General features: G+C 63.5%; 18 protein-coding genes. 5 read left to right on the forward strand and 13 right to left on the reverse strand.

Features of this window, described 5'->3' with window-relative positions; genetic code table 11:
* Nucleotides 1-69: 69 nt before the first annotated feature.
* The 5 genes from GHT07_RS08420 to GHT07_RS08440 form a co-directional block, all read right to left on the reverse strand.
* Nucleotides 70-1,089 (reverse strand): hypothetical protein, encoded by a 1,020-nt coding sequence (locus tag GHT07_RS08420; protein WP_153584646.1) that lies wholly within the window; start codon nt 1,087-1,089, stop codon nt 70-72.
* Between the two features lie 114 nt (nt 1,090-1,203).
* Entirely contained in the window at nt 1,204-1,980 is a 777-nt protein-coding gene (locus GHT07_RS08425) for an enoyl-CoA hydratase/isomerase family protein (RefSeq protein ID WP_153584647.1), read from the reverse strand.
* Nucleotides 1,977-3,176 (reverse strand): CaiB/BaiF CoA transferase family protein, encoded by a 1,200-nt coding sequence (locus GHT07_RS08430; RefSeq protein ID WP_153584648.1) that lies wholly within the window; start codon nt 3,174-3,176, stop codon nt 1,977-1,979. Before GHT07_RS08430 ends, GHT07_RS08425 begins: the two co-directional genes overlap by 4 nt.
* Nucleotides 3,176-4,150 carry a Bug family tripartite tricarboxylate transporter substrate binding protein gene (locus GHT07_RS08435; protein ID WP_153584649.1) on the reverse strand — a complete coding sequence of 325 codons (975 nt, stop codon included), beginning with the start codon at nt 4,148-4,150 and terminating at the stop codon, nt 3,176-3,178. The genes GHT07_RS08430 and GHT07_RS08435 overlap by 1 nt, the downstream gene beginning before the upstream one ends.
* Nucleotides 4,151-4,176: 26 nt before the next feature.
* Nucleotides 4,177-5,406: a pyridoxal-phosphate-dependent aminotransferase family protein gene (locus GHT07_RS08440; RefSeq protein WP_153584650.1), complete on the reverse strand. Its 1,230-nt coding sequence runs from the start codon at nt 5,404-5,406 to the stop codon at nt 4,177-4,179.
* 115 nt (nt 5,407-5,521) lie between these two features.
* Here GHT07_RS08440 and GHT07_RS08445 point away from each other — a divergent pair, with 115 nt between their 5' ends.
* Genes GHT07_RS08445 through GHT07_RS08465 form a run of 5 tightly spaced genes read left to right on the forward strand, consistent with a single transcriptional unit; the run spans nt 5,522 to nt 11,878 of the window.
* Complete coding sequence (locus GHT07_RS08445; protein WP_153584651.1) at nt 5,522-6,217, forward strand: GntR family transcriptional regulator; 696 nt, start codon at nt 5,522-5,524, stop codon at nt 6,215-6,217.
* The gene (locus tag GHT07_RS08450; protein ID WP_194792883.1) at nt 6,214-9,279 is read left to right on the forward strand and encodes an FAD-binding and (Fe-S)-binding domain-containing protein; all 3,066 of its coding nucleotides are present in this window, start codon (nt 6,214-6,216) and stop codon (nt 9,277-9,279) included. The genes GHT07_RS08445 and GHT07_RS08450 overlap by 4 nt, the downstream gene beginning before the upstream one ends.
* A gap of 37 nt (nt 9,280-9,316) precedes the next feature.
* Nucleotides 9,317-9,778 (forward strand): GNAT family N-acetyltransferase, encoded by a 462-nt coding sequence (locus GHT07_RS08455; protein WP_153584652.1) that lies wholly within the window; start codon nt 9,317-9,319, stop codon nt 9,776-9,778.
* A 13-nt stretch (nt 9,779-9,791) separates the two neighbouring features.
* Nucleotides 9,792-10,517, forward strand: a complete 726-nt coding sequence (locus GHT07_RS08460) for a glycine-rich domain-containing protein (RefSeq protein ID WP_153584653.1) — start codon at nt 9,792-9,794, stop codon at nt 10,515-10,517.
* 44 nt (nt 10,518-10,561) lie between these two features.
* On the forward strand, nt 10,562-11,878 hold the full coding sequence (locus GHT07_RS08465) for a protein kinase domain-containing protein (protein ID WP_153584654.1): 1,317 nt from the start codon (nt 10,562-10,564) through the stop codon (nt 11,876-11,878).
* Nucleotides 11,879-11,898: 20 nt separating this feature from the next.
* Here the strand turns inward: GHT07_RS08465 and GHT07_RS08470 are convergent, their stop codons facing one another.
* The 8 genes from GHT07_RS08470 to GHT07_RS08505 all read right to left on the reverse strand — a co-directional run bounded on the left by GHT07_RS08470 (nt 11,899) and on the right by GHT07_RS08505 (nt 21,144).
* Nucleotides 11,899-12,714 (reverse strand): beta/gamma crystallin-related protein, encoded by an 816-nt coding sequence (locus GHT07_RS08470; RefSeq protein WP_323740847.1) that lies wholly within the window; start codon nt 12,712-12,714, stop codon nt 11,899-11,901.
* Nucleotides 12,715-12,839: 125 nt separating this feature from the next.
* A complete protein-coding gene (locus GHT07_RS08475; protein ID WP_153584655.1) occupies nt 12,840-14,354 on the reverse strand; it encodes a Fic family protein in 1,515 nt (504 codons plus the stop codon).
* A gap of 245 nt (nt 14,355-14,599) precedes the next feature.
* On the reverse strand, nt 14,600-16,159 hold the full coding sequence (locus GHT07_RS08480) for a malonate--CoA ligase (RefSeq protein WP_228488249.1): 1,560 nt from the start codon (nt 16,157-16,159) through the stop codon (nt 14,600-14,602).
* Nucleotides 16,159-17,148 carry a Bug family tripartite tricarboxylate transporter substrate binding protein gene (locus tag GHT07_RS08485; protein ID WP_153584656.1) on the reverse strand — a complete coding sequence of 330 codons (990 nt, stop codon included), beginning with the start codon at nt 17,146-17,148 and terminating at the stop codon, nt 16,159-16,161. The genes GHT07_RS08480 and GHT07_RS08485 overlap by 1 nt, the downstream gene beginning before the upstream one ends.
* 40 nt (nt 17,149-17,188) lie before the next feature.
* On the reverse strand, nt 17,189-18,583 hold the full coding sequence (locus tag GHT07_RS08490; RefSeq protein WP_407646608.1) for a malonyl-CoA decarboxylase: 1,395 nt from the start codon (nt 18,581-18,583) through the stop codon (nt 17,189-17,191).
* Nucleotides 18,565-19,233: a GntR family transcriptional regulator gene (locus GHT07_RS08495; RefSeq protein WP_153584658.1), complete on the reverse strand. Its 669-nt coding sequence runs from the start codon at nt 19,231-19,233 to the stop codon at nt 18,565-18,567. The genes GHT07_RS08490 and GHT07_RS08495 overlap by 19 nt, the downstream gene beginning before the upstream one ends.
* A 110-nt stretch (nt 19,234-19,343) precedes the next feature.
* Nucleotides 19,344-20,183 (reverse strand): prolipoprotein diacylglyceryl transferase, encoded by an 840-nt coding sequence (gene lgt, locus GHT07_RS08500; protein ID WP_153584659.1) that lies wholly within the window; start codon nt 20,181-20,183, stop codon nt 19,344-19,346.
* A 28-nt stretch (nt 20,184-20,211) separates the two neighbouring features.
* Nucleotides 20,212-21,144: a LysR family transcriptional regulator gene (locus GHT07_RS08505; protein ID WP_153584660.1), complete on the reverse strand. Its 933-nt coding sequence runs from the start codon at nt 21,142-21,144 to the stop codon at nt 20,212-20,214.
* Nucleotides 21,145-21,182 lie beyond the last annotated feature (38 nt).

Below are 21,182 nucleotides of genomic sequence, written 5' to 3' on the forward strand. Positions count from 1 at the left end.
AACGCACAGGATAAGTCAGGCGGGGCGGTCTGCGGCAACGCCATTGCCGCACCGCGTCACGGCTGGAAGTCAGCTACTCGGGCACACACCACGATAGATGATCCCAAGGTTCTCCAGCCGCGGGATGCCCGCGAGTGGCGGTAGATCCGTCGTGATGCTGACAACACGGTCGCCAGCCTTGTTCAAGTTAAAGAGGCTGCGGTTCAGTTCCGGGCCGTCGAGAACACAAAGTGCATTTTTGTCTAAATTGAACCAGCCAAAAATGGTGTGACCGGCTCGCGCAGACGGCTCGTCCACGACCAACACATTCCTGGTCACCGCTCGATTGCGAAGTGCGGGCGCCGCAATGACTTGTTCGACTGGTAAGGGCTGCGCCAACGACACGATGTGTGCACCAGGTCCGCTATCAGGCACAGCGCGCTGCGCACTGGAAGGGCCGGCCACTGGTGGCTGCCAATTAAAATTCGACGCCGATCTTCCCCCCAATTGCGGTGAATCGGGATCATCCGGCCGGACTGCCCGGCTGCTTTCAGGCTGCGGTTCATCCAGACACGTCGGCGCGACCCGGCCGATAGCAATGCGAAGTGCATTCCAGTTCAATATGCCATCGATGTCGAACTGCTCGAGCTCAGCTTGTGAGACGGCTGGCTGGCCAATCAGTCCGGTCACGTGGGTCTTGTCTGGCGATAGTTTTAGCGTGACGGCACATGGGCCACGAAACATCACAATCTCGTTTTCTTTCGCGTCGTAGCGCGCCTTAATCAGGCCCTTATCGCCGAACTCGAACCAGGCCCCGGCGTGGACTCCCTGGATCTGATCGCACAGGTCTTGCGACTTCAGCGCCTCGCTCACATGCAAATTCAGCCCGTACATGTGCCCCAGGCGCCCGTCCACTACCGATGATTGCGGTTGCGCGGGCAGTATCTCGGCGTGTTCCTCGACGGGCGATGGCATCGGTTGCGCGTGCTCAGGCGGGGCCGCAGTCGCGGTCTGCTGGTCGTTAGGCGGCTGGTTCAACGGATGGTTCGGCGGCTGGTTCGGCGCGGTGCGGGGCCGGAAGGAAAAATTGAGACAGCAAATGGAGGGCATGAGTGTGTTGAGGGCGAGTTTGAAGTACAGGCCCCGATGAGTATCAATTGCCGCCCGCTCGTTCCGAACCCCCTGCCTTCGGATGTGTCCGCAGCCGAACCCTGGCCGTTGAACTCAGCGCCCCGCCCACGCCGGCGGGCGCTTTTGCGTGAAGGCACTCACGCCCTCACGAAAATCGTCACTGCCATACGTGCGCGCAATGATGTCGTCCACATCGGGCAAGTTGGCGAGCAGCAGCCGCTGTAGCGCGAGCTTGGTCGAGGCCTGCGTCACAGGCGCAAGAGCGGCAACTTGCGCGCACAGCGCCTGCGCCGCCGCGTCAATAGCGTCAGCCTCCACCACCTGCGCCAGATAGCCGCACGCCCTCGCCTCATGCGCCGCGATGATTTCTGCGGCGATGAGCATGCGCTGCACGCGCGGCCTGCCAAATGCAGCAACGAGCCGCGTGAGGTTGGTGGCCGACAGGCAATTGCCCAGCGTCTTCGCAATCGGCACGCCAAAGCGCGAAGTCGGCGTTGCGATGCGGATGTCGCACGCGGTTGCAATCACCAGCCCGCCGCCAACGCACCAGCCTTCGACAACCGCCACCGTGGGAATGGGCAGTGCCTCCAGCGGCGCAATGCATTCGTCGATGCGCGTCTCGTAAGCAACACCATCCGCGCCCGAGGTGAATGCCTTGAACTGCTCGATGTCCGTGCCGGCGACGAATGCTTCGTGCCCCGCGCCGCGCAGCATGGCGACGCGAACTGACTTGTTCTCGCGCAGCTGCTTGCAGATATCGATCAAGCCCTCGTACATCGCCCACGTCATGGCGTTGCGCGCTGCGGGGCGGTCGAACGTGACCGTCGCGACCGCGCCGTTGATCTCCAGGCGAACCGTTCCATCATTCATACCGCGAATGCTCCCTGCTGCTCCAGCTCGGCTTGCTGCGCGGCATTGAGCCCGAGCTGCGACAAAATTTCTGCGCGATGCTCACCGAGCAAGGGCGGATGCCTGCGCACTTGCGCGGGCGTGCCACCGAGCTTCACCGGGAAGCCGATGTTGGGCACTTTGCCTTCGATGGGATGGTCGATCTCCATGCGCATCTGGCGCGCCTTGCCATGCTCGCTCTCGAATGCTTCGGGGTACGTGAGGATCGGCCCTGCAGGTATGCCTGCTGCGAGCAGCGTATCGACCCAGTAGTCCTTGGGCTGCAGCACAAAGGTTTTCTCCAGCTCCACTTCCAGCTCCGCGCGATGCTGCAGGCGCAGCGAAATCGTCGTGAACCGTTCATCGGCCAGCAGGTCGAGCCGGCCGATCACATTGCACAGCAACTGCCACAGCTTCTGGTTGTTCGCGCCCATCACAAAGTACCCGTCGGACGAACGCATCGCCTGGTATGGCGCTGTCATCTTGTTCGACGTGCCCAGCGGCTGCGGCGGTTTGCCGGTGCCCCACCAGTCGCACGTGTCCCAGATCGAAAACGCAATCGCCGAATCGAACAGCGATGCATCCACATACTGCCCTTGCCCCGAGCCTTTCGCGCCGATGTAGGCAGCGAGCGTGGCGTACACAGCGAAGAGCGCGCAGCCGATGTCGGCCACGGGCACGCCCGCTTTCACGGGCGGGCCACCCGGATAGCCCGTCACGCTCATCACGCCTGACATCGCTTGCGCCATCAAGTCGAAACCGGGCCGGTCGGCCCACGGCCCCGTCTGGCCGAAGCCGGAGATGCTCGTGTACACCAGCTTCGGGTTGATGGCCTTCAGGTCGTCGTAGCCCAAGCCCAGGCGCTTCATGGCGCCGGGGCGGTAGTTCTCGATCAGGATGTCGGCGTCGCGTGCAAGTTGCACGAGTACGTCGCGCCCGGCCTTGGACTTCAGGTTGAGCGCGATGCTGCGCTTGTTGCGGTTCATGTTGAGGAACCCCATGCTGTCGGGGCCCTTCATCTTGAACCCCATCGAGCCGCGCGTCTGGTCGCCACCGCCGGGTGGCTCAACCTTGATCACGTCGGCACCGAGGTCGCCAAGCAGCATGCACGCATACGGGCCTGCCATGACCTGGCAGACGTCAAGCACTTTGACGCCCTGCAGCGGAAGAGGTCGCATCAGCCCTCGCCTTTCACGCCGCCGTCTTTGATGATCTTGGCCCACTTGATTTGCTCAGCGTGCATGAACTCGCCGAACTTCTCGGGCGAGCCGCCGCCGTCTTGCGCGCCAGAGGCATTCAGCTTCTCGACCACGTCGGGCATCAGCATGACCTTGTTCGCGTCTTCATTCATTCGCTTGGCCATGGCGGCAGGCATCTTCGCGGGGCCGGCCAGGCCATACCAGGTGGTGGCCTCAAAGCCGGGGAAGCCCGACTCGGCCATCGTCGGCACGTTGGCGTAAGCCGGCACGCGCTGCAAGCGCGTCTGCGCGAGCGCGATCGCCTTGCCGCTCTTCACGTGCGGCGTGGCAGCCGTCATCGTGTCGAAGCTGTATTGGATGGTGCCGCCTATCAGGTCGGTGAGCATCGGGCCCGAGCCCTTGTACGGCACATGGATTGCCTTCACCTTCGCGGCGAGCATGAACATCTCCAGCGCCAGGTGCTGCGCGCTGCCCGTGCCCGCAGAGCCGAAGCTGATCTTGCCCGGGTTGGCGCGGCACAGCTCGACGAGCGCGGCCACCGTCTTGGCGGGTTGGCTCTCGTTGCAGATCAGCAGGTTGGGCGTCACGCCCACGAGCACGATGGGTTGGAAGTCCTTCGCAGGGTCGTAGTTGACCTTCTGCAGGCCGGGCGTGATGGCCTGGCTGTTGATGTGCGCCATGAGCAGTGTGTTGCCGTCGCCGGGCTGCTTGGCCACGTAGTCGGCAGCGATGGTGCCGGAGGCGCCTGCCTTGTTCTCGACGATGACTTGCGTCTTCCACATCTCACCCAGCTTCTGGCCGATGACGCGCGCGAGGATGTCGGTGCCGCCGCCCGGCGCAAAGCCGACGATGATACGGATGGGGCCGTTGGGCAGCGTCTGTGCGCGCAACATCGGCGCTGCGAGTGTGGCGGCGCCGGCGGCCGTGGCGGTGACGAAGGTTCTGCGTTTCATGTTTTGTCTCCTGGATATGAAGTGACTCAGGCCGCCTTTTGCAGCAGTTGTGGCGCGGGATGCGAAGCGAAAAAGTCCATGGCAGCGGCAACGCCCGAGGCCGCGAGCTTCACGCCCGAGAGCTTCAGGCCCATCTCGCAGCCTGAGAGCGCGGCCATCAGCGTGAGGTCGTTGCAGTCGCCCAGGTGGCCGATGCGGAACATCTTGCCCTTCGCCTTGCCCAGGCCGGTGCCCAGCGAGCAGTCAAAGCGCTCGTAGATCACGCGGCGCACGGCGTCGGCGTCGATGCCCTCGGGCATCATCACGCCGGTCAACACGGGCGAGTAAACCGTGGGGTCGGCGCATTGAATGTCCAGGCCCCATGCGCGCACCGCGGCTCGCACACCTTCGCCCCAGCGCTGGTGCCGCGCGAACACCGCTGGCAGGCCGCCGTGCTCGGGCGCCAGCAACATGTCGCACGCTTCGGCCAGACCGTACAACAGGTTCGTGCTCGGCGTGTAGGGCCAGTAGCCGCCCTTGTTCATCTCGATGATTTCGTCCCACGCCCAGAAGGCCTTGGGCATCTTGGCTGTCTTGCTCGCTTCAATGGCTTTGGGCGACACCGCGTTGAAGCTGATGCCCGGCGGCAGCATCAGGCCCTTTTGCGAGCCGCTGATGGTCACGTCAACACCCCACTCGTCGTGGCGGTAGTCGGCGCTGGCCAGGCCCGAGATGCTGTCCACCATCAGCAGCGCGGGGTGCTTTGCCGCATCGATGGCTCTGCGAACGGCCAGGATGTTGCTGGTGACGCCGGTGGACGTTTCGTTATGCACGACGCACACAGCCTTGATCGCATGCTGCGTGTCGGCCTTCAAACGCTCTTCGATCATGTGCGCCTGCACGCCGCGCCGCCAACCCTCCATGCCCGGCAGGCCGAGAAACTCTGTCTTCAAACCCAGGCGCGTCGCCATCTTCTGCCACAGGCTGGCGAAGTGGCCCGTCTCGTACATCAGCACGTGATCGCCGGGGCTGGTGACGTTGGTCAATGCAGCTTCCCATGCGCCTGTGCCTGATGCGGGGTAGATGATCACCGGATGCTTGGTCTGGAAGATCTGCGCGATGCCTTTCAACACCCGCACGCCCAGCGCGCCGAACTCCGGCCCGCGATGGTCAATCGTCGGATAGCTCATCGCGCGCAGGATGCGATCGGGCACGGGCGACGGCCCCGGGATCTGCAGGAAGTGGCGGCCGGTGGGATGAAAGTCGAGCGTGGGCATGTGGGGCCTCGAGTCAGGATTCGGCAAATTTTTGCATACAAAATCTGCTTGTCAATACGGGCTAAAGCGAAGACTGCGTCTTTACACCCCCATATTTTGCATACAAAATAGCGCCATGACTGCCAAAGTGATTGCCATTCCGCGTGCCGCGCTGCACGACCACGTGGCACAGCGCCTGCGGCAGATGCTGGTGGAAAACCACATCGCACCCGGCGCCAAACTCAATGAACGCGAGCTCGCTGAAGTGCTGCAGGTGTCGCGCACGCCGCTGCGCGAAGCGATCAAGATGCTTGCCGCTGAGGGCCTGGTTGAGCTGCTTCCCAATCGCGGTGCGATCGCTGTCTCACTCACCGAAGCCGATGTGGTGGACACCTTCGAAGTGATGGCGGGGCTGGAGGGCATGTCGGGCGCGCTTGCTGCCGAACGCATCACCGACGCCGAGCTCGACGAGATCAAGGCGATGCACTTCGAGATGATGGCCGCGTACACGCGCAAGGATTTGTCGAACTACTACCGGCTCAATGCGCTGATCCACAACGCCATCGTTGCCGCCGCCAAGAACCCCGTGCTCACCGCCACCTACAACCAGGTCAATGCCCGCTTGCAGGCACTGCGCTTTCGCTCCAACCAGGACGGCGAGAAGTGGAAGGCGGCGATGAAGGAACACGAGCAAATGATTGAAGCCCTGTCGGCACGCGACGTGAAGGCGATGCGTGACGTGCTGTCATCACACTTGCAGAACAAGCGCGAAGTGGTGATCGAACAAATACGCCGCGGCATGGACTTGCACACAGCGCAGGGCCGGCGATGAACGCGCCGCTGCCCATGAAGGTCGCGAGTGAAGTGAAGCAGGCGGCCGGCCAGGCCTACGAAGCGGTTTCGCGAGCCAGCAATGAAGTGGCCGGGCGGCTGGCGCAGCAGCTCGCGTCGAACACGACGGGCGAGGTGCTCTTCTCGCGTGCCGACAGGGGTCGTTACGCTACGGACGCGTCGATCTACCAGGTCGTGCCAACAGGCGTGTTCATTCCGCGCACGACGGGCGACGTGAAGCTGGCGCTCGACATCTGCCGCGACTTGAAAGTGCCCATCGTCGCGCGTGGCGGTGGCACGAGCCAGTGCGGGCAGACGGTGGGCGCGGGCCTGGTCATCGACCACTCCAAACACGTGCGCAACATCCTGCACGTGGATGCGGCGAACCGCACGGCGCAGGTGGAGCCGGGCATCGTGCTCGACCACTTGAATGCCGCCCTCAAGAAGCTGGGGCTCTGGTATCCGGTGGATGTGTCCACGAGCGCGCAGGCCACGCTGGGCGGCATGGCGGGCAACAACTCGTGCGGCAGCCGCAGCATTGCCTACGGCAACATGGTGCACAACGTGCTGGGCATCGAAGCCTGGTCCGCCGACGGCCAGTTGCTGGACTTCGGCCGTTTCGAGCACAGCACCGGGCCTGCCCGCGCCATTGGCGAGCGCGTGCAGGCCATGGCGGCACTGCTCGCACCGGAGATCGATTCGCGCTGGCCCAAGGTGCTGCGCCGCGTTGCGGGCTACAACCTCGACATTTTCCGCAACCAGAATGAAAAGCCGTACACCGCCGATGGATCGGTCAACCTTGCGCACCTGCTGGTGGGCAGCGAAGGCACGCTGGCGCTGACGAAATCGCTCACGCTGCAGCTCGCACCCTTGCCCACGCACAAGGTGCTGGGCGTGGTGAACTTCCCGACGTTCTACAAGGCGATGGACAGCGCGCAGCACATCGTGAAGATGGGCGGCCCATCGCTCACCGCCGTGGAGCTGGTTGATCGCACGATGATCGACTTGTCGCTGCAAAACCCCGCCTTTGCGCCCATCGTGCGCGGCGCGGTGATCGGCCAGCCTGACGCCGTCTTGCTCGTCGAATTTTCTGGCGATGACAAGCCAGCGCTGGTGCGCAAGGTCGATGAACTGGTGGAGCTGATGGGCGAGCTGGGCCTGCCCGGCTCGGTGGTGCGCATGGTCGATGCCGAGCCGCAGCGCAAGCTGTGGGACGTGCGCAAGGCGGGCCTGAACATCATGATGAGCCTCAAGGGCGACGGCAAGCCGGTGAGCTTTATCGAAGACTGCGCCGTGCCGCTCGAACACCTGGCCGAATACACCGACGCGCTCACGCAGGTGTTTCGCAAACATGGCAGCAAGGGCACGTGGTATGCGCATGCGTCAGTCGGCACGCTGCATGTGCGGCCGATCCTGGACATGCGGACAGACGGCGCGCCCAAGATGCGCGCCATTGCCGAAGAAGCGTCTGCCCTCGTGCGCAAGTACAAAGGCGCTTACAGCGGCGAGCATGGCGACGGCTTGTGCCGCGGCGAGTGGATCGAGTGGCAGTTCGGCCCCAAGATCAACGAGGCCTTCGCGCAGATCAAGCAGTTGTTCGACCCGCAGCAGCTGTTTGCGCCCAACCGCATCATCAACCCGCCACGCATGGACGACACGCGGCTGATGCGCTTTCCACCGCGCTACAAAGTCATCCCGCTCAAGACGGCGCTGGACTGGCAACCGTGGGACGTGCAGAACGACCCGGCGACCGAACGCACATCCGCGCCCGGCACCGGCGGCGACCCGGCACACGGCTTCGCCAAGGCGGTGGAGATGTGCAACAACAACGGCCACTGCCGCAAGTTCGACGCCGGCACGATGTGCCCGAGCTACCGCGTCACGCGCGATGAGCAGCACCTCACGCGCGGGCGGGCCAACACACTGCGGCTCGCGCTGTCGGGCCAGCTCGGCAGCGACGGCCTTGCGAGCGAAGAAGTCGCGCAGGCGATGGACTTGTGCGTGAGCTGCAAGGGCTGCAAGCGCGACTGCCCGACGGGTGTGGACATGGCAAAGATGAAGATCGAATTTCTTCATCACTACAAGGCCAAACACGGCTACACGTTGAAAGACCGCCTGATCGCCAGGCTGCCCGATTACGCCGCGCATGCAAGCGGCTTCGCGTGGCTGTTGAACCTGCGCAATCGCGTGCCGTTGCTGGCATCGCTTGGCGAAAAACTGCTGGGCTTCAGTGCACGGCGCAGCTTGCCCGAGTGGCAGGGCACGCACTTCTTCAATACACCGCACAAGACTGCCACGCGCGACGAAGTGCTGGCGGCCGCCAAGCCCGTGGTGCTGTTTGTCGATACGTTCAATGGCTTCTTCGAATCCGCCAATGCACAAGCGGCGTTGAAGGTGTTGCAGGCAGCGGGCTACACCGTGCACATCGCGCAGAAGCTGCAGGCCGATGGCAAACACTTGTGCTGCGGCCGGACGTACCTGTCGAGCGGCATGGTCGATGAAGCACGCGCCAAAGCGCGAGAGGTTGTCGACTCGCTGTTGCCCTTTGCGCGCAAAGGCATCGCCGTCGTCGGCCTGGAGCCGTCGTGCCTGCTGACGCTGCGCGACGAGATGCTGTCCATAGGGCTGGGTACAGACGCGCAGGCCGTTGCCGATGCTGCGTTGCTCTTCGAGGAGTTTCTGGCGCGCGAGGCCAAGGCGGGTCACCTGGAAGCGCTGAAGGCGAAGCTGCGGCCCCTCGACCGGCAAGTGCTCTTGCACGGCCACTGTCACCAGAAAGCATTCGCCGTCGTGTCCCCCATCATCGACGTGCTGCAGCTCGTGCCGGGCATGCAGTGCGAACTGGTCGAGTCGAGCTGCTGCGGCATGGCTGGCAGCTTCGGCTACGAGGCGAGCCATCACGATGTGTCGATGCAGATGGCTGAACTGAGCTTGCTGCCTGCCGTGCGCGCCAAGCCCGGTGCCATCGTCGTGGCCGACGGCACAAGCTGCCGCCACCAGATCCACGACGGCGCGCAGCGTGAAGCGATCCACGCTGCGGTGCTGCTTGCGGGGCAGCTGTAGCCAGCGCCTGGGAGCGGGTCACGGCACAATGACACACATGGTTGTGCCCGTCGTCCGCTCCGCCCTCCCCTCCGATGAAGCCGCGTGGCGGCGCCTCTGGGCCGGCTACTGTGAGTTCTACCAGGCGCGTGTTCCCGAGGCGGTCACCAACCGCACCTGGAAGCGCATCCTCGACCCGGACTCGGCCATCCTGTGCATGGTGGCCGAGGTCGAAGGCCAGGTGTATGGCTTTGCGAACTGCGTCGTTCACGAGAACACCTGGGAGGCGCTGCCTGTTTGCTACCTTGAAGACCTGTTCGTGCTGCCGTCGGCGCGCGGCCATGGCGTAGGCCGTGCACTCATCGAGTGGCTGCGCAACGCGATGCGCGCCGAAGGCTGGTCGCGCCTGTACTGGATGACGCAGCAGGACAACGCGCAGGCGCGACGCCTCTACGATCACTTCACTGCCGCTGACGACTACGTGCGCTACGTCGTTCGCGACAAACCGCCAGTGGGCTGAGGAGCAACGCCCGATGGCGCCCGGACTCGTCTTTGTCCTCGCGGTTCTCGCCTTCCTGGCGTTCACGCTCTGGCGCAAGCTGGTGGCCGCCCAGCGCGAGGCGTACATCCGCAACTTCGAATTTCCGATGGGCCTGTTCGAGCGCCTTCGCAAGCAGCGCCCCGAGCTCTCGCTCAAAGACTGCCAGCTGGTGGCGCATGCATTGCGGCAGTTCTTCCTGTCGCACCTCAAAAGCGGCAAGCAGTTCGTGTCGATGCCGTCGCAAGTCGCTGATGACCTGTGGCACGAATTCATTCTGTACACACGCAACTACCAGCAGTTCTGCGACCGCGCCTTCGGCACTTTCATGCATCACACGCCTGCGGTGGCGCTGGGCAAGGCGCGCAACTCCAACATCGGCCTGCGCCGCTGCTTCTGGTTCACCTGCAAGGAAGAGAACATCAACCCGCGCAAGCCCATGCGCCTGCCGCTCCTGTTCGCCATTGATACCAAGCTCGGCATTGCCGATGGCTTTCGGTATGTGGCCGACTGCGACTCGGTGCGGCGCGCAGGCGAAGGAGCGGGCGGCACCGCCGGCGTGTATTGCGGTGGCGACTTCGGCAGCGCGAGCTTTGACGGCGGGACCGACGGCTTTGGTGACGTCGGCGGTGGTGGTGGCGGCGACGTTGGCGGGCCAAGCGGGGATGGCGGTGGCGGCGATGGTGGTTGCGGTGGTGGCGGCTGCGGCGGCGGCGAATGACCCTGCGAATTGCCTTGCGCACCGAATCCAAGTAACGTGCACGCATGGCCCAGCAACCCGCCACGCCCGCGACCATAGGCAAATACAGCGTCGAGCGCGAAATCGGTCGCGGCGCGAGCAGTACCGTCTTCCTCGGATTCGACCGCTTCAACCAGCGGCCCGTGGCCATCAAGCAGATCCACGCGCACCTGCTTGAAGACCCGGCGCAGGCGCAGCGCTACCGCCGCCGCTTGCGCAATGAAGCGCAGATGGCCGGCCAGCTCAATCACCCGCACGTGGTGCGCATGTTCGACGTGGATGAAGACGCGCACCCGCCGTACCTGGTGCTCGAATTCATTGATGGCGTGCCGCTGGCCTCGCATGCCACCACCGACAGGCTGCTGCCCATAGCCCAGGTGCTCGACGTGATCTTCAAGTGCTGCAGCGCGCTCGAACACGCGCAGCAAAAGGGGCTGGTTCACCGCGACATCAAACCCGCCAACCTGATCCTGCAGGAAAACGGCGTGGTGAAGGTGACCGACTTCGGCACAGCGCTGTCGATGCGCAGTGAAGTCACGCAGCTCACCGGCCTGGTCGGCTCGCCCTCGTACATGTCGCCCGAACAAGTGCGCGAGCAGGTCTGCACGCACCAGAGCGACATGTTCTCGCTGGGCATCGTGCTGTACGAACTGCTCACGGGCCGCAACCCTTTCCAGGGTGAGAACGACTTCACGACGCTCTACAAGGTCAACACCGAAATGCCGCCGCCGCCGCGCGTGCTGCGGCCCGATTTGCCGCCCGCTGTCGATGCCGTGGTAATGCGCGCATTGAGCAAGGCACCCAGTGAGCGCTACCGGGAATGGTCTGACTTCGCCGATGCGATTCTTTCAGTCAGCCGCGCGTTGCCCGAACGGCGAGCCAAGGACCGTGAAGCCGAGCGCTTCTCGCAGATGCGCGCCTTGCCGTTTTTCAGCGAGTTTCACGACGCGATGATCTGGGAAGCGCTGCGGCTGGGCACGCTGCGCACGTTCTCGCGCGGCGATGTGCTGATGCGCGAGCAGACCGAGGGCACGTCGTTCAGCATCCTGCTCGAAGGCAATGTGGCCATCCGGCACAACAGCTTCACGCTCACGGTGCTGGGGCCGGGCGTGACGCTCGGCGAGATGTGCTACCTGCAGCCCGAGCGGCCCATGAGAACGGCCACCGCAGTGGCCGAATCGGAAGTGCTGGTGCTGGAGATTCTCAATGGCGCACTGCGCCAGGCCTCAGAAGGCCTGCAGACGTCTTTCGACAAGGCCTTCATCAAGCTGCTGGTTGCACGCCTGATCAAGACCAACGAGCAGATCGGCAACTGGGACCTGCTCGCCGGCCAGGTGCGCTAGCGCACCCTTGTGCGCACTGCTTACTGGCGCGGCTCGCCGCGTTCGTTGACGATGATGGTCGCACCAGGGGGCGCCGTCATCTGGATGCGATGCTCCACGCCGCGGTAGTTGTACGTGACGTCCCAGTACTCGGGCGTTGCGTTCGTCACCGTCTGGCAGCGCTGCACATCGCGGTCGGCGTAGGCCGTGCCGTTGTTCGAGTTGCCAACGTTCGAGCCGACGACGGCACCGCCGATCACGCCGGCAGCCGTGGCAGCATCACGGCCACCGCCGCGCCCCACCTGGTGGCCCAGCACGCCGCCAATCAACGCGCCGACCACAGCGCCGCCGACATTCGGGTCGTTTCGCGGTGCGGCCACGGGCACTTGCTGGCGCTCGACCCAGCAGCGCTGGGTGGGCGTGCCCACCACGGCACGCACGGAAGTCACAGGCACTTCATACACGCGCTCATTGGGGCGGCGGCGCCATTGGTAGTCAGGCACCTCAGCCACGGGTTGCGGCTGCTCGAAGCCGGGCCTGTCGCGCATCACCGGGCGCACGGATGAGATGGTGTTGTTCATGCCGATGTCGCGCAGCGACGGATAGCTGCCACGGCGAAGGATCACGCAACGGCCCTCGAAACGGGCGTGCTCGCAGACCTCCCAGCGGCCACGGTCCACGACGATGGACGACGTCTTGTCGTTCATGCCGGTACGGTCGAAGTTCCAGACCTCCTTGTCAGCCGTCATGGCGCGACCACGATAGCCCTCGCCCTCATAGAAGGTGATTTGCGCGGCCGCATGACCGGCGGCGACGAGAGCCGCAGCGGCCACGATGGTTTGAAGAGTTCGTTTCACGGGTGGCTCCTGTAGTTGTTTACCTTCAACGCGGACCACACGCGCGCAGACGACCGCCAGAGCGCGCAATAGCGTTAAGAAATGTGAAGTGGCGACTCATCCGTGAATCAGGTTGCGGCAGAGAGTCAGTTCCCAGGTCCTGACGCTGCGGGTTGAGGCGCAAGTTGGGATGGCCACAGCAGCTTGTATTGAATAGGCGACCTCTCGAACGCATTGCACTTCGTCATCACGTCAATGACGCCGTCCAGGTCCTCATAGTCAAACGCAGCAGTCCATTCGTGGATACGCTGCATAGCATTCATGTACGGGACCGGGTCTGCAGCGCGCGTGAGAGTCCGCAAACAGTCCAGGTACTCTTCACGAAAGAGCGTCGGGACGATGATCCGGCAACTGCCGGCCACACTGAGCTCTGCGTTCATCACGAGACGCGCAAGCCGTCCATTTCCGTCCGTGAAAGGGTGCACCTCCGAAATCAGGAACATCGCCAGCAACGCCCGCGCCGTTCCTTCCGGAACAGTTGGCAAAAGACGAGAACCCTCTACCAGCGTTCCTCGAACAAGTCGTGGCTGAACGAACTCAGTGTTCCCTGCACGATTCGCCGCGGTCTTGAACTCTCCCGGGTTCACCTCCGGTCGCTCCTTCATCTGGTCGGCGTGCCGGGCTCTGAGCTGCTCCTGTATCGACTCGCCGACCGCGAGCGTTTGATTCGCCCATCCGCGATTGATGGCCTGCCTGAAAACTCCGAGGATGTCGTGCGAATCCTTCGGCCGCTCAGTAATGGGCTTGCCTTCAAGCACGAAACCGCGTGCCTCGCTCACGTCAAATTCGGTTCCTTCGATGAAATTGCTGAAGTAAGACTCCAGGAACGCGAAGTGGTTACGGGCACGCTCGGTTTTGAGTGCGGCTGCCGGCTGCTTGAGGGGCGTGGCGCGAAGTTCAGCCGCCAATCGCTCAAACAGTTCCAGGCGCTTTGAGTCGTAAGGAATCCTGGCTGCCATCGCCTTGCCTTCGACGCTAGCCATTTGGGTTTTGCGAGTGCCCAAGATCCCGCCGATGATTCCTTCCAGGTGAGCAAACTCCCTCGCCATGTCGAGGATCGGTGCTAGCTCCCTGGCTTCCTCACGCAAGCGATTGAGAGCCTCTTGCCCGCGAGCGTCACAAATTTCAATCAGTCGCTTCTCAACGGCCCCTTGGCCGGCGGACTTGGCGTTCTCACCGCGACTTCGCACCAGGTTCTCCAGCAGAACTCGTGATTGCGAAGGGAAGAAGAGGTTTCGCCCCATCATGGGCGCGTCGCCGTGCACTGCTGGAGGGCCAACATGCGTTTGAACCGTCATGCCCGGTAGCTCGACTTTGCGCCGCCATGTGTGCGTCAAGTGAAAGATGCCGCCGACTGGCGCCCCTCCCATGAAAGCGCTCTTGAAGCCCACAACGGCTCCCGGAAAGAGTGCGGCGAGGACCCTGATGCGATTGCGTGCGACAAGCTCCGGCCACTCTTGCGCAGGCCGGCTAGAGACGACGCCTGGAAGAACGCGCTCGAACGCTCCATCCTTCATCCTGCGCTGAATTGTGCGAATGTCTGCCGCGCTCAACTCAGCGTAGAGCACCAACGACTCGTCGTGTGTCGTCTTTTGCTTCATTGGGACTGTGCTCATGCGTAGTTTGTCGCGAAATACAATTTTAAAACTGTAAATTTGTCGCGAATCACTACCAATTCAATGTCGCAAATCACAACTCAAACGAAGTCTCGTACCGGCAGGTTGTCGCCTTTCACTGCTACTATAAATGAATTTTGTCGTGAATCACGACTTTTATTGTAACAGAGCATGGCTGCCGAAGCAACTCGACAAGTCGAGAACTGGCGGCTCCAGGCCCCGAAACTTGCCTAAGAGCGCGCCAATCCCTGCACAAACAGCCCCCGGTGCGCCTCACGCAGCAGGTTCTTCTGCACCTTGCCCATCGTGTTGCGCGGCAGCTGGTCCACGATGAAGCAGCGTTTGGGGATCTTGAAGTTCGCGAGTTTCGATTTGAGTTGCGCGACGATCTGCTCGCCATCGAGCTGCGCGCCCGGCTTGGCAATCACCACGGCCACGCCCACTTCACCGAAATCCGGATGCGGCACGCCCACCAGCGCGCTTTCGGCCACGCCGGCCATCTCGTTGATGTAGCCCTCGATCTCGGCCGGGTACACGTTGTAGCCGCCGCTGATGATCAGGTCTTTGCTGCGCCCGACGATGGTGATGTAGCCGCGCTCGTCGATCTTGCCAACGTCACCGGTCTTGAACCAGCCGTCGGCCGTGAATTCCTCTTTCGTCTTCTCGGGCATCTGCCAGTAGCCCTTGAAGACATTCGGCCCTTTCACCTGGATGCCGCCGATCTCGCCCACTGGCATGGGCTGGCCCTGGTCGTCCATCACACGCACGCCCACGCCCGGCAACGGGAATCCCACCGTGCCACCGCGCCGCTCGCCATCGCATTCCTGGTACGGATTGGAGGTGAGCATCACCGTCTCGCTCATGCCGTAGCGCTCCAGGATGGTGAAGCCGGTTCGCTCCTTCCAGTCATTGAAGGTCTCGATGAGCAGCGGCGCAGAGCCACTGATGAACAGGCGCATGTGGCTGACGGCCTCACGCGTGAGCGTGCGTTCGCCGAGCATGCGCACATACAGCGTGGGCACGCCCATGAACACCGTCGCCTCGCGCATCTTCTCGATCGCCAGCCGCGGGTCGAACTTGCCGAGCCAGATCATCTTGCTGCCATTGAGCAGCGCGCCGTGCATCGCCACGAACAGGCCGTGCACGTGGAAGATCGGCAATGCGTGAATCAACACGTCGCCCTTGCGCCAACCCCAATAGTCCTTGAGCACCTTCGCGTTCGACAGCAGGTTGCCGTGCGTGAGCATCGCGCCCTTGCTGCGCCCAGTGGTGCCGCTCGTGTACAGAATCGCGGCCAGCCCATCGGCCTTGGCTTTCGCAATCTCGTGCTTGTCGCTGTGATGCGCTGCCCGCTCGAGCAGCGAGCCCGTGCGGTCGTCATTGAGCGTGAACACATGTTGCGTGCCGGCCTTGAAAGCAATCTTGCTCACCCAGCCGAAATTCTTCGTGCTGCAGACCACCACGGCAGGCTCGGCATTGCCGATGAAGTATTCGATCTCCGCGCTTTGGTAGGCCGTGTTGAGCGGCAGGAAGACGTAGCCCGCGCGCAGCGTCGCGAGGTACAGCATCATCGCTTCGACCGACTTTTCAACCTGCACCGCGATGCGCGAGCCTGGCGGCAGCTTCAGCGCTTGCAGCAGGTTCGCGATCATTGCCGTCGCGCGCTCCAAGTCGCGCCACGAATACACAAGGCCGTTGTCCGTCTCGACAGCGTGCTCGTCGAGGTTCGCAGGAAAGGCCGCCCGCAAGGCGGCGAACAGGTTCTGGTTGTCGCTCATCAGTCTTCGCATCAATCGAGCTTCGCTCCTGAGGCTTTCACCACCGTCGCCCACTTCCTGATTTCGGTGCTGACAAATGCAGCGAACTGCTGCTGCGACAGGTTCGGGAATTCCGCGCCGTTGTTGGCCCAGATGGCTTTGAGCTCGTCAGACTGGATGGCCTTGCGCGTCTCGTCGATCACACGCGCCTGGATGTCGGCAGCCGTGCCCTTGGGCGCCCACAGGCCGTACCACGTCGTCACGTTGTAGTCGGGCAAACCCACTTCCGCCGCACAGGGCACATCGGGGAATGCCGGGTTGCGCTTGGGACCGGCCACCATTAACGCCGTGATGCGCCCGCCCTTGATGTGCGCCGACGATGAACCCAGGCCGTCGAACATGATGTCAACGCTGCCTGAGATCAGGTCCTGCAATGCAGGCCCCGCGCCGCGATACGGAATGTGCGTGATGAAGGTCTTTGTCTGCTGCTTGAACAGCTCGCCTGCCAGGTGGTGCGATGTGCCGCTGCCCGCCGAGCCGTAGTTGTACCTGCCGGGGTTCTTGCGCATCAGCGCGAGGAACTCCTTGACGTCCTTTGCTTCCACGCGCTTCGGGTTGACGACCAGCACCTGCGGCACGTTGGCCACGAGCGTGAGGGGAATGAAATCTTTCTCCAGGTCGTAGTCGAGCTTGGGGTACATCGACGGCGCGATCGTGTGGTGCACCGCACCCATGAAGAGCGTGTAGCCGTCAGCCGCGGCGCGCGACGCAACGCTTGCGCCCACCGTGCCGCCCGCACCGCCCTTGTTGTCAATGATGAGCTGCTTGCCTGTCTGCTTGGTGAACTGCGCAGACAGCGGCCGTGCAAACGCATCGGTGCCACCGCCTGCAGGGAACGGCACGACCAGCATCACCGGCTTGGCCGGCCATGCGCTTTGCGCTGATGCAAACGGCGCGAGTGAGGCAGCGCTGGCGGCTGCGGCTGCGCGAAGCACGTCGCGGCGGGAAAGGCTGTTGTTCATCGGTTTGTCTCCTGTGTGTTTTGAATGAATCGCACTGGCGCTAAAAGTACAGGTCTTCTATCGCCCCCGAAATCGGGATTTGTCCCTGCGCGGCCATCGCGCGATGTTTGTCGAGCCGCTTGAGGTCATACAGGTAATTGACCATGAGCCCGTAAGACTGCTTGATGCCTTTCGCAGACGGGTCGCCCGCCCAGTTCAGCCGCTCGACGCGCGCGCCGTTGCCCAAATGAAAGCGAGCGACGGCGTCGAGGGGTTTACCCTCGTGCTGCGCTTTGCCCAGATACGAAGCCGCACTGGACAGCAGCCACTGGCGCAGCGGTGACTTCGGTGCGAGCTCCAGTGGCTTGTCGAGCGCGGCAAGGATCACATCTGCCGTTGGTTCGGCGCCCAGCGTCTTCTTCAACTCACTGCGCGTCTTTGCACTTGCCTGCGCGAGCATCTCGCCCGCCTGCTTGCCGAGCCAGCTGCGAAAGCCGGGAATGGGCGATAGCGTGGCGAAAGTCTTGAGCTTGGGGAATTCATCTTTCAGTGTCTCGACCACGCGCTTGATCAGCGAGTCGCCAAAGCTCACGCCGCGCAGGCCCACTTGCGTGTTGCTGATCGAATAGAAGATGGCGGTAGTGGCCTTGTCGATTTCTGCTGGCGCGGCGTGCTCGTCGAGCAGCGGCGTGATGCTGGCGGCCAGTTCATCGACCAGCGCAACCTCAACAAAAATCAGCGGCTCGTCTTTGAGCCGCGGGTGAAAAAAGCCGTAGCAGCGGCGGTCGCTGTCGAGGCGGTTTTTCACGTCGGCCCAGCCGCGGATGTCGTGCACGGCTTCGTACTTGATCAGCTTTTCGATCAGCGATGCAGGCGAGTCCCAGCTGATGCGCCGCAGCTCCAGAAAGGCCACGTCGAACCAGGTCGAAAACAATGCCTCCAGTTCGGCGTCCAGCGGCAGCAGCCGCTTGTCGGCCTTGAGGCTGGGCAGCAAATCGGCACGCAAATCAACGAGAAAGCGCATGCCTTCAGGAAAGACGGCAAAGCGCTGCAGCAGGCGCGTGCGCGGCGACAGGAAGGCCTTGCGCATGCGGATCTCGGCCTGGCCCTCATCAGCCGTGCCTTGCGCGGCTTCATAGTGTTCACGCGCCGCCTTGATCTTGGCGGCGTCGGGCGCGAACTGCTCGCTCATCAGCAGCCAGCAGTCGCGCCGCTGCTCGGGCGTCGCCTTCGCGTACCAGCCGGCCACACCCATGGCCAGGCGCCCGCCTTCCACCTCGCTCACCTGCGGATCGACGATGGCCTGCAACTCGGTGAGCGTGCGGCGCAGGACGCGTGGCGACAGCGCTTCCCGGTCGCGCCGCAGCGTGGCCTTCAGCCGCTCGCGGGTGGAGCGCGGCAGGACGTCCGCACTCTCGCTGGTGCCAAAGATCGCCATCATCGTGTGAGCCTGGATCGCGGCTGGCGCGACAGTTCGCGCAACGCAACGCGCTGGCGGTTCAGGTGCGTGCGCATGGCCGCATCGGCGCCTTCGGCATCGTGGGCCTTCAGGGCGGCGAACACCGCCATGTGCTCGGCCAGACTCTGGTCGAGCCGGCCCGGCGCATGCAACTGCTGCAGCCGCGCGAGCTTCACGATCTTGCGCAAGTCCGCAATCACCTGCGCGAGCCAGCGGTTGTTGGCCAGCTCGATGATCGCTTCGTGGATGGCGAAGTTCACGGCGTAGCAATCGTTGATGCGCTTGGCCTTGGCGTGCCGCTGCAACTTGTCGTGCATGTCCTGCAGGGTGGCGATGTCAGCATCGGTCGCGTGCTCGGCCGCTTCGCGCGCGCAGCGGCCCTCGAGCAGAGCCAGCACGGGAAAGATCTCGTCGAGATCCTGTTCGGTCACTTCATTGACGAACGAGCCGCGGCGCGGCTCGTGCCGCACCAGCCCCTCTGCGGTGAGCACCTTCAAAGCCTCGCGCAATGGCGTGCGTGAAATGCTCAATTGCTCGGCCAGCCGCACTTCGTCAAGAAAGGTGCCGGGCATCAACTCGCCATTGAAGATGCGCTCGCGCAGCTGCGTGGCGACTTCATCGTGCATGGAGTTGTGGACCAGGCGCATGGACGTTCGGGCTCGGTAATTTCCTGTAATTACACGTAATTATGAGTGGCTGCGCGTCGGGGGCAAGTACGTTTTAACCCTTAATTCATCAGGTGGTTCGGGCCTGCGGCTCAGGCCCGAACGGCCACCGCGCCCTGCGCACGCCGCTGCGCCCACAGCCACAGCAATGCGCCCGCGACGATCATCGGCACGCACAGCCACTGCCCCATCGACAGACCGGTCGAGTCCTTGAGCCACATCAGGTGCGCATCGGGCTCGCGGAAAAACTCCGCGATGAAGCGGAATGCGCCATAGCCGATCAGGAACCAGGCCGACACTTTGCCCACCGCGCGATCCTTGCGCGCGTAGAGCCACAGCAGCACAAACAGCAGCAGCCCTTCAAGCAGGAACTGGTAGATCTGCGAGGGGTGCCTGGCAAACGTCGCGCCGCTTTGCGGAAAGATCATTCCCCACGGCAGCCAGTCGGGCGCCTGCCGGCCCCACAGCTCGCCATTGATGAAGTTGCCCACACGCCCGGACGCGAGCCCCGTGGGTACACAGGGCGCGACGAAATCCATCACCTGCCAGAACGGCTTGTTGCGCGTGTGCGCAAACCACCACTGCGCCGCAATCACGCCCAGCATGCCGCCATGAAAGCTCATGCCGCCCTGCCACACAAAGAAAACTTCCAGCGGATGCTGCGCGTAATAGGCGGGCTTGTAGAACAGGCAGTAACCCAGCCTGCCGCCAATGATCACGCCGAGCACGCCGAAGAACAGGATGTCTTCCACGTCCTTGCGCGTCCACGCCTTCGGCCCCTGAACGCTCGCATACGGCTGGTGCTTCAGCCGCATCATGGCCAGCAGCATGAAGAGGCCGAATGCGGCAAGGTACGTCAGGCCGTACCAGTGAATGGCAACAGGGCCGAGCTGCAGCGCGACCGGATCGATGTGGGGGTACGTCAGAACCATGCGGCGTATTGTGCGGGAAAGATATGGCTCAACCGCGCGGCATTGCCCTGACCTGCCGGCGCGCAAATTCAACGAACCGCGCCAGCGTTGGATGGGCCGATTTCGCGGCTGGCCACGCCAGCGTCGTCTCGCAGCCCGGCACCGCCTGCGCCTGCTTGCCGCCCACCTGCCGGTACACGATGCCGGGCCGCTGGAACTGCCGCACGCTGTCAGGCACCCAGGCGATGCCCAGGCCCGCCGCGACGAGGTTGACGATGGTCTGCATCTGGATGGCGTCCTGCGCCACATGGGGCGTGCGCCCTGCCGCGTGATACATGCCGAACAGCGCGTCGTGCAGCGACGGCACGATGCGGCGTGGGAACATCACCAGCGGCTCGTCCAGCACGGCAGGCAGCGCAAGCGCCCTTGCCGTCGCCAGCGGGTGTTGCTGCGGCAGCGCCAGCACCAGCGGCTCGCGCGCAATGCGCAGGTGCTCCAGGCCCACAGGCGCAAAACCAGGCGAATGGATCATGAAGCCGGCATCGATTTCGCCGCGCTCGAGATGCTGCAGCTGCACATCGCCCGTCGCCTCGATCAGCTCGAAAGCGACCTGCGGGTTGGCTTCGCGAAAGCTGCGCAACCATTGCGGCAGCAAGCTGAACCCTACCGTCGATACAAACGCCAGCCGCAGCCGCCCAAGCTCCCCGTGCGCCGCAGCGCGCCCATGGGCGGGCAGTGACTGGGCGCGCGCCAGCAGCTCGCGCGCTTCCGGCAGCAGCACATGCCCCGCCGCGGTCAGCTGCACGCTGCGCTTGGTGCGGTCGAACAGGCGCACGCCCAACTGCTGCTCCAGATTGGCAATAGCCTGCGTCATGGGCGGCTGCGTCATGTGCATTCGCGCAGCGGCGCGGCCGAAGTGAAGCTCCTCGGCAACGGCAATGAACTGGCGCCACAGGCGAAGCTCGATCAAAGGTGCACTCATATGCACGGCATATTAATCGACCCATAAAAACGGATTGG

It is taken from the genome of Caenimonas koreensis DSM 17982 (assembly GCF_009646335.1).
Classification (GTDB): Bacteria; Pseudomonadota; Gammaproteobacteria; order Burkholderiales; family Burkholderiaceae_C; genus Ramlibacter; species Ramlibacter koreensis.

Bases quoted from the DNA above. Each gene is read 5' to 3' on its own strand.
- GHT07_RS08420 (WP_153584646.1), bottom strand. From the start codon at position 1,089: ATGCCCTCCATTTGCTGTCTCAATTTTTCCTTCCGGCCCCGCACCGCG.
- GHT07_RS08425 (WP_153584647.1), bottom strand. From the start codon at position 1,980: ATGAATGATGGAACGGTTCGCCTGGAGATCAACGGCGCGGTCGCGACG.
- GHT07_RS08430 (WP_153584648.1), bottom strand. From the start codon at position 3,176: ATGCGACCTCTTCCGCTGCAGGGCGTCAAAGTGCTTGACGTCTGCCAG.
- GHT07_RS08435 (WP_153584649.1), bottom strand. From the start codon at position 4,150: ATGAAACGCAGAACCTTCGTCACCGCCACGGCCGCCGGCGCCGCCACA.
- GHT07_RS08440 (WP_153584650.1), bottom strand. From the start codon at position 5,406: ATGCCCACGCTCGACTTTCATCCCACCGGCCGCCACTTCCTGCAGATC.
- GHT07_RS08445 (WP_153584651.1), top strand. From the start codon at position 5,522: ATGACTGCCAAAGTGATTGCCATTCCGCGTGCCGCGCTGCACGACCAC.
- GHT07_RS08450 (WP_194792883.1), top strand. From the start codon at position 6,214: ATGAACGCGCCGCTGCCCATGAAGGTCGCGAGTGAAGTGAAGCAGGCG.
- GHT07_RS08455 (WP_153584652.1), top strand. From the start codon at position 9,317: ATGGTTGTGCCCGTCGTCCGCTCCGCCCTCCCCTCCGATGAAGCCGCG.
- GHT07_RS08460 (WP_153584653.1), top strand. From the start codon at position 9,792: ATGGCGCCCGGACTCGTCTTTGTCCTCGCGGTTCTCGCCTTCCTGGCG.
- GHT07_RS08465 (WP_153584654.1), top strand. From the start codon at position 10,562: ATGGCCCAGCAACCCGCCACGCCCGCGACCATAGGCAAATACAGCGTC.
- GHT07_RS08475 (WP_153584655.1), bottom strand. From the start codon at position 14,354: ATGAAGCAAAAGACGACACACGACGAGTCGTTGGTGCTCTACGCTGAG.
- GHT07_RS08480 (WP_228488249.1), bottom strand. From the start codon at position 16,159: ATGCGAAGACTGATGAGCGACAACCAGAACCTGTTCGCCGCCTTGCGG.
- GHT07_RS08485 (WP_153584656.1), bottom strand. From the start codon at position 17,148: ATGAACAACAGCCTTTCCCGCCGCGACGTGCTTCGCGCAGCCGCAGCC.
- GHT07_RS08495 (WP_153584658.1), bottom strand. From the start codon at position 19,233: ATGCGCCTGGTCCACAACTCCATGCACGATGAAGTCGCCACGCAGCTG.
- lgt (WP_153584659.1), bottom strand. From the start codon at position 20,183: ATGGTTCTGACGTACCCCCACATCGATCCGGTCGCGCTGCAGCTCGGC.
- GHT07_RS08505 (WP_153584660.1), bottom strand. From the start codon at position 21,144: ATGAGTGCACCTTTGATCGAGCTTCGCCTGTGGCGCCAGTTCATTGCC.